Source organism: Arthrobacter sp. Bi26 (assembly GCF_918697925.1).
Taxonomy (GTDB): domain Bacteria; phylum Actinomycetota; class Actinomycetes; order Actinomycetales; family Micrococcaceae; genus Arthrobacter.
Window position 1 is genome coordinate 1 of sequence record NZ_CAKKMF010000145.1, and the last position, 7,115, is coordinate 7,115.

At 65.7% G+C, this 7,115-nt stretch carries 4 protein-coding genes; 1 reads left to right on the plus strand and 3 read right to left on the minus strand.

Going from position 1 to position 7,115, the window contains the following annotated elements:
- On the plus strand, positions 1-276 hold a 276-nt coding region (locus tag LQV16_RS22310), incomplete at its 5' end, for a GNAT family N-acetyltransferase (protein WP_229996035.1).
- An 854-nt stretch (positions 277-1,130) separates the two neighbouring features.
- Here the strand turns inward: LQV16_RS22310 and rpsA are convergent.
- From rpsA to polA, 3 genes are all read right to left on the minus strand, one after another.
- The gene (rpsA, locus tag LQV16_RS22315; protein WP_026537355.1) at positions 1,131-2,606 is read right to left on the minus strand and encodes a 30S ribosomal protein S1; all 1,476 of its coding nucleotides are present in this window, start codon (positions 2,604-2,606) and stop codon (positions 1,131-1,133) included.
- Between the two features lie 312 nt (positions 2,607-2,918).
- The gene (locus tag LQV16_RS22320) at positions 2,919-4,205 is read right to left on the minus strand and encodes a GNAT family N-acetyltransferase (RefSeq protein ID WP_229996036.1); all 1,287 of its coding nucleotides are present in this window, start codon (positions 4,203-4,205) and stop codon (positions 2,919-2,921) included.
- A 69-nt stretch (positions 4,206-4,274) separates the two neighbouring features.
- Complete coding sequence (polA, locus tag LQV16_RS22325; RefSeq protein ID WP_229996037.1) at positions 4,275-6,965, minus strand: DNA polymerase I; 2,691 nt, start codon at positions 6,963-6,965, stop codon at positions 4,275-4,277.
- Positions 6,966-7,115 lie beyond the last annotated feature (150 nt).

Genomic DNA, 7,115 nt, shown 5'->3' on the forward strand with positions numbered 1-7,115 from the left:
GGCGGTGGTGATGCTGATGCCGGGGCTGGCGGTTGGGCGCTGGAAACCGGAATCTGGCTCGCCCGGAGCTTCCGCGGCCGGGGGGTGGGCCGCGAGGCGCTCCGCCAGGTGAAGGCTCGCGCCGCGTCGGCCGGCGCAGCCGTCCTGGTGGCCGAGACGACGGCAGGAAACGTGGGTGCCCTCGCATTGCTGAAATCCGCGGGCGCCGAACTCGAGACCGGCGCTGCCTCGGAGACAGAGACGGTGCCCGTCAGAGGCAAGATCCCGCTGCACTGACGCCACTCGCGTCCGGGGCCGGACTCCGCTCCCGCCACTGGACATGCCCTTCCGCAGCCAAGCCACTTCGCATCAGGACTGGACATGCCCTCCGGTGGGCTTGAGCAATGCGCCCAATCCCGTAGGCCCGTCCAATGCACCCAGCGATGGACATGACCTCCCGTCGGGCGATCCTTAGACGGTCCGTCTGGGCCCAAACGAAGAATGCGCCTCTTACCTGGAAGTCCAGGGGCCAAGGCCACGGATGGGCATGTCCGGTGACAGGGCATGGCGCGGGCCTCCCAGCACGGGACATGTCCCGCGCTCGTGGCCAGGACTGGGCATAATCCATACATGCCCACGGGCGGGCCCCAAAAATGGGCATGTCCCCCGAGGGAGGATTTCAAAAATGGGCATGTCCGGTGGTGCGGGCGGCCGCGGGGCATGTCGGGTGACAGGGCATGGCGCGGGCCTCCCAGCACGGGACATGTCCCGCGCTCGGGGCCAGGACTGGGCATAATCCATACATGCCCACGGGCGGGCCCCAAAAATGGGCATGTCCCCCGAGCGCGGGTTTCAAAAATGGGCATGTCCGGTGGTGCGGGCGGCCGCGGGGCATGGCGCGGGCCTCCCAACACGGAACGTGTCCCGCGCTCGGGGCCAGGACTGGGCATAATCCATACATGCCCACGGGCGGGCCCCAAAAATGGGCATGTCCCCCCGGGGCACAAAGACCCGGGGCACAAAGAAAGGTGGCCGCCCCCGAGGGGACGGCCACCTTTCCTGTACTTCTTAGCTACCGCACCGTGACGGTGCGGCTTCAAGCCACAAACTGCCTGGCCTCAGGGAGCGGACTCCATGAGGAACACGGGCAATTAGTTGCCGGTCAGCTTCTCGCGCAGAGCGGCAAGAGCCTCGTCCGAAGCAAGCGTGCCTGCACCGGTCTCGGTTGCAGCCGGCTCGGAGGAGTAGCTGGTGGTGCCGGAGTCGCTCTCGCCGGACGTTGCAGCTGCAGCGTCGTCGGCAGCGTGCTGGGCAACCTGCTTCTTGTGTGCTTCCCAGCGGGTCTGGGCGTCAGCGTACTGCTGCTCCCAGGCTGCGCGCTGGTTCTCGTAGCCTTCAAGCCACTCGTTGGACTCCGGGTCGAAGCCCTCCGGGTACTTGTAGTTGCCCTCTTCGTCGTACTCGGCGGCCATGCCGTAGAGTGCCGGATCGAATTCGGTGCTGTCGGCGTCGACGCCCTCGTTGGCCTGCTTGAGGGAGAGCGAGATGCGGCGGCGCTCGAGGTCGATGTCGATGACCTTGACGAACAGCTCGTCACCAACGGAGACAACCTGCTCGGCCAGCTCAACGTGGCGCACGGCGAGCTCGGAGATGTGGACCAGGCCTTCGATGCCGTCTTCAACGCGAACGAACGCGCCGAACGGAACCAGCTTGGTGACCTTACCCGGAACAACCTGGCCGAGGGCGTGGGTGCGGGCGAAGGTCTGCCACGGATCTTCCTGCGTAGCCTTGAGCGACAGGGAGACGCGCTCGCGGTCCAGGTCGACCTCGAGAACCTCGACGGTGACTTCCTGGCCAACTTCGACAACCTCGGACGGGTGGTCGATGTGCTTCCAGGACAGCTCGGAAACGTGAACCAGGCCGTCTACGCCGCCCAGGTCCACGAAGGCACCGAAGTTGACGATGGAGGAAACGACGCCGGGACGAACCTGGCCCTTTTCCAGCTTGTTGAGGAACGTGGAGCGGACCTCGGACTGGGTCTGCTCGAGCCATGCACGGCGGGAAAGAACAACGTTGTTGCGGTTCTTGTCCAGCTCGATGATCTTGGCTTCGATCTGCTGACCGATGTACGGAGCGAGGTCGCGCACACGGCGCATCTCGACGAGGGATGCGGGCAGGAAGCCGCGCAGACCGATGTCGAGGATAAGACCACCCTTGACAACCTCGATGACGGTACCGGTGACAACACCGTCTTCTTCCTTGACCTTCTCGATGTCGCCCCAGGCACGCTCGTACTGAGCACGCTTCTTGGAGAGGATCAGGCGGCCTTCTTTGTCTTCCTTGGTGAGCACCAGGGCTTCGACCTGATCGCCAACGGAGACGACGTCTCCGGGGTCAACGTCGTGCTTGATGGAAAGCTCGCGGGAGGGAATGACACCTTCGGTCTTGTAACCGATGTCGAGCAGGACTTCGTCGCGGTCGACCTTGACGACGGTACCTTCGACGAGGTCTCCGTCGTTGAAGTACTTGATGGTGGCGTCGACAGCTGCGAGGAAGTCCTCAGCGGTACCGATGTCGTTAATGGCGACTACGGGGGTACCGGGCTTCTCGGTGGAGGTGATGGTCATGTAGTAGGGGCTCCGTTGTGGATAGTTAGTCGGTCAGGCAAACCGCTTCGCCGGCATTATGGAATGCAGGCCAAGAACACGGCTTCTCAACATGTGATCCGCCGGGTCATCCTGATTTTGTGGATTGTAGATGCGCGCACGTAGTGCACGCCCGTTTAGTCTAGTCGTTTACGCGAACGCGGGTCAAAGCGCGCGGGACCGCTCGCGCCCCGACCGCCGCAGCCGTCCGTGCAGTCCTCAGTGCAGTTCTCAGGCCGCGGTCAGTCCCACCTGCAGTGCCGCCGCCGGCGCAGCCGGAACCGGGCCGGCGGCCTAGAAGTGCGTGAGGCAGTGCGGTGAGCGTTCGACGGCGAACATGAGCCGCGCTGTCAGCGCCGCCCCGGCCGCGTGCTCGGCGATCCGGCCGGCGGCTTTCAGGGTCACGGGACAGACGGCGCCCAGATAAATGGAGCCGAGATCCGCGACATCCAGCGTCAGGTCCGGCTCAGCCTCCGGGGCCGACGTCACTGTGGCCTCTCCCCCGCTGACTGTGAGGGCGAACGTGCCGGCCGCGAAGCCGAGACTGTCGCGGACGGCGAGGACCAGGGTCCCATCGGCCGAGTAGCGCCGGGCCCCCAGCACCCGGGCCGGGTCCAGGATACGCAGCCACAGCATGTCCCGGTGGTCAGAGGACTCGACGCAGCGCGGGTCCTCCAGCGCCCAGGTCAGGGGGTCGTCCACCGGCGCATCCTGCCAGCTGATCCGGTCCACGAGGTCGATGCTGCCCAGGAACTGCCACAGTTCCAGGTACGCGGCGTCAGTCGCCGCGACGAGGTCCACGATCTCCATGGTGTACGGCTTGGTGTCCCACCCGGCGAACTTGTAGGCGACGTACCCGTCCACGGTACCCGCGGCGTCGTAGTGCAGGGCGCACCGGATGGCCTCGTCCTCGCTGCCGTCGCGGCCGAGCATGCCCGCGGACCGCAGCCGGTACGCCTCCTGCCGCGAGATCGATCCGGGCATGGCACCGTGGACCCGGCCGAAAACTTCGGGGGCCAGTTCCAGCAGGACCTTGCGGTCGGCGATCTCCACGGAGCCGACAGGCACATGGTGCAGGCGGAAGCGCGGTCCGGTGTCGACCTTCACGCTGCGTTCGAAGGTGGCCACACCGTAGCCGAACCGGCCGTAGATCGAGGCCTCCGAGGCAGTCAGTGCCGCCAGTGCGACGCCGTCCGCCTTCGCCGCGGCGAGGTCCTCGGTCATCATCCGCCGGAGCAGTCCCTGCCGGCGGTGGGTCCCGCGCACCGTGACGGCCGTGACGAGGTGGGCTTCCAGCTGCCGGCCGTAGCCGATGTTCAGGTCCTTGCGCAGGGTCGCGAAAGTCGCCACCGGGACGTCGGGCGCCAGCGAGTGGGCCGCGACGCCGTCGGCCTGGTAGACGCCGGTCATCTCACGGTTGTCCACGAGATACATGGCCATGATTTTGTCCATGAAGTCCTCTTTGCGCGGCTCGTCATAGAAGCCGATCCCGACTCCCCGCAGCCAGGCGGTGCCCTGCGCGTAGTCCGCCGAGTCTTTCGCGACCGCGCGGAACCGCCTGAGCTCGTACTTATCTGCCATGTGCTTCTCCCCCTGAGAATCTCGGGCCCCGGCAACGCCGGAACAAAACCTGCCGGAACCGGTAAACCGTTAGTGCCCGGCCTCGTACCAGCTGGAACCGATGCCGATCTGGACGTCCAGCGGAACGCTGAGGTCCGCGGCCGAGCCCATTTGCTCGGTCACGAGCTTCTCGACGGCTTCGCGCTCGCCCGCGGCGACTTCGAGGACCAGTTCATCATGGACCTGCAGCAGCATGCGCGATTTCAGGCCCTGCGCCGCCAGTTCGGCATGCACGCCCAGCATGGCGCGCTTGATGATGTCAGCCGCCGATCCCTGAATTGGAGAGTTCAGCGCGATGCGCTCCGCGTTCTCGCGCAGCTGGCGGTCGGTGCTGGTGAGGTCCGGGAGGTAACGCCGGCGCCCCTCGATGGTGGCCGTGTAACCGTCGATCCGGGCCTGGTCCACCACGCCGCGGAGGTAGTCGCGGACGGCACCGAACCGGTCGAAGTAGTCCTTCATGAGGGTCCGCGCCTCGTCAACGGAGATCTCCAGCTGCTTGGACAGGCCGAACGAGGTCAGGCCGTACGCGAGGCCATAGGACATCGCCTTGACCTTGGAACGCATGGCACTGGTCACCTGGTCTGTGGGCACATGGAAGATGTTGGAGCCCACGAACCGGTGCAGGTCTTCGCCATCCTTGTACGCCTGGATCAGGCCCGCGTCCCCCGAGAGGTGGGCCATGATGCGCATTTCGATCTGCGAGTAATCCGCGGAAAGCAGGCACTCATAGCCGTCGCTGACCACAAAGATGCCGCGGACGCGCCGGCCTTCCTCGCTGCGGATGGGGATGTTCTGCAGGTTGGGGTTATTGGAGGAGATCCGGCCCGTGGCTGCGACGTTCTGCGCGTAGGTGGTGTGGATCCGGCCGTCTTCCGTGACGGACTTCTTCAGCGACTCCAGCATCTGGCGCAGCTTCGAGGACTCGCGGTGCGCCATCAGCTGGACCAGGAATTCGTGCCCGGTCTTTTCCAGCAGGTTCTTGAGCGACGCGGCGTCGGTGGTGTAGCCGGACTTGATTTTCTTGGTTTTCGGCAACTGGAGTTCGTCGAACAGCACGGTCTGGAGCTGCTTCGGCGACCCAAGGTTGACCTCGTGGCCGATCGCGGCGAAGGCCAGCTCCTGGGCGTTGTCGATCACCTTGGCCAGGTCCGACAGCTGCTCGTCCATGCGCGGCATATCGATGGCGATTCCCGCGAGTTCCATGTCGGCGAGCACGCGGCTGACGGGCAGTTCAAGGGTGGTCAGCAGGTCCTGGGCTTTGCGTTCCTTCAGTTCGGATTCGAAGAAGCGGCTCAGGGCCTGGACGACGGCGGCCACGTGGACCAGTGCACCGGCGGCGGCTGCGTCGTCGCCGTCGAACGCCAGCTCAAGCTGGCCCTCCTTGGCGGCCTCGGTGGAAACCGCAATGTTGAGGTGATGCTGCGCCAGCTCCGCGAGCTCATAGCTGCGGCGGTCGGGCTGGATGAGGTAGCCGGAGACGGAGGTGTCATCCACCACTCCCTCCAGTTCCAAACCGCGGGCGGTCAGTGCCTTCAGGGCAGCCTTGAACCCATGCACCACCTTCGGCGATTCGGCATCACGCAGCCACGCGGCCAGGACGTTTTCGGCAGCAGCGTCCTGGCTGGCCAGGTCGATGTAAACGGCGGCGCCGTCGCGGACGATTGCCACCGCGGCGGCGTCCTCGCCGATCCGGCCGGGCACAACATCGACGGCCACTGCGGAGCGCTTGCCGGCACCGGCCGCGAGGAAGGCGCCGAGCTCGGCCGCGTCCGACGGGATCACGAAGTCCGGGATGTCGAGGCTTTCCCTCTCGGCTTCGGTAACTTCACTGCCGTAGAGGGCAAAGAGCCGGGTGCGGATGGTCTTGAATTCGAGGGCGTCGAAGAGTTCCTCGAGGGCGGCCTGGTCCGGCCGCGGGTCCGCGAGCTCGTCCAGCGTGACGGGCAGGTCGAGATCGGTGTGAAGCCTGTTGAGCCGACGGTTGCGCTTGACGTCCTCGACATATTCGCGGAGGGCATCGCCCACCTTCCCGCCGATCGCGTCGAGGTTCTCCAGGACGCCCTCAAGGCCGCCGTAGAGGTTGATCCACTTGGCTGCCGTTTTGGGGCCGACGCCAGGAACGCCCGGGAGGTTGTCCGCGGTCTCCCCCACCAGGGCGGCGAGGTCCGAATACTGGGCGGGGCTGACGAAATACTTCTCCTGGATCGCGTCCGCGTCCATCCGGGGAATGTCGCTGACGCCTTTCCTGGGGTACAGCACGAACACGTTGTCTGTGATGAGCTGAAAGGCATCGCGGTCGCCTGAGACCAGCAGCACCTCGTAACCCGCCTTTTCCCCCATGGCGGCGAGAGTGGCCAGGATGTCGTCAGCTTCCCAGCCGGGCATCTTGATGGTCTTGATGCCCCACGCACCCATGACCTTGTCGATGAGGTCGATCTGGCCGCTCATTTCCCGCGGGGTCTCATTGCGGCCGCCCTTGTACTCGCTGTACTCGGCCTTGCGGTGGGTCGTGTCGTCGGAGACGTCGAAGGCCACGGCCACGTGGGTGGGCTTTTGCTCCTTGATCAGGTTGATCAGCATGGATGTGAAGCCGTGGACGGCGTTCGTGTGCTGGCCCGTGGCGGTGGAGAACTTGTCCGCGGGCAGGGCGAAGAACGCCCGGAACGCCATGGAGTGACCATCGAGCACAAGTAGTCGCGGCTGGTCCGTGATGGGAATCACGGGGGCCTCGGTGGCGGAAACCGACCCCGCGGCCCGGGTGGATTTTCCGGCGGGCTTGCCCGCAAGCGCTGATTCTGGCTCAGGTGCCGGGAGGAGGTCTGCTGCGGTGTCTGCAGAAAGGGGGGCTGCCGAATGGGGGGCTGCCGAATG

Bases quoted from the DNA above. Each gene is read 5' to 3' on its own strand.
- rpsA (WP_026537355.1), bottom strand. From the start codon at position 2,606: ATGACCATCACCTCCACCGAGAAGCCCGGTACCCCCGTAGTCGCCATT.
- LQV16_RS22320 (WP_229996036.1), bottom strand. From the start codon at position 4,205: ATGGCAGATAAGTACGAGCTCAGGCGGTTCCGCGCGGTCGCGAAAGAC.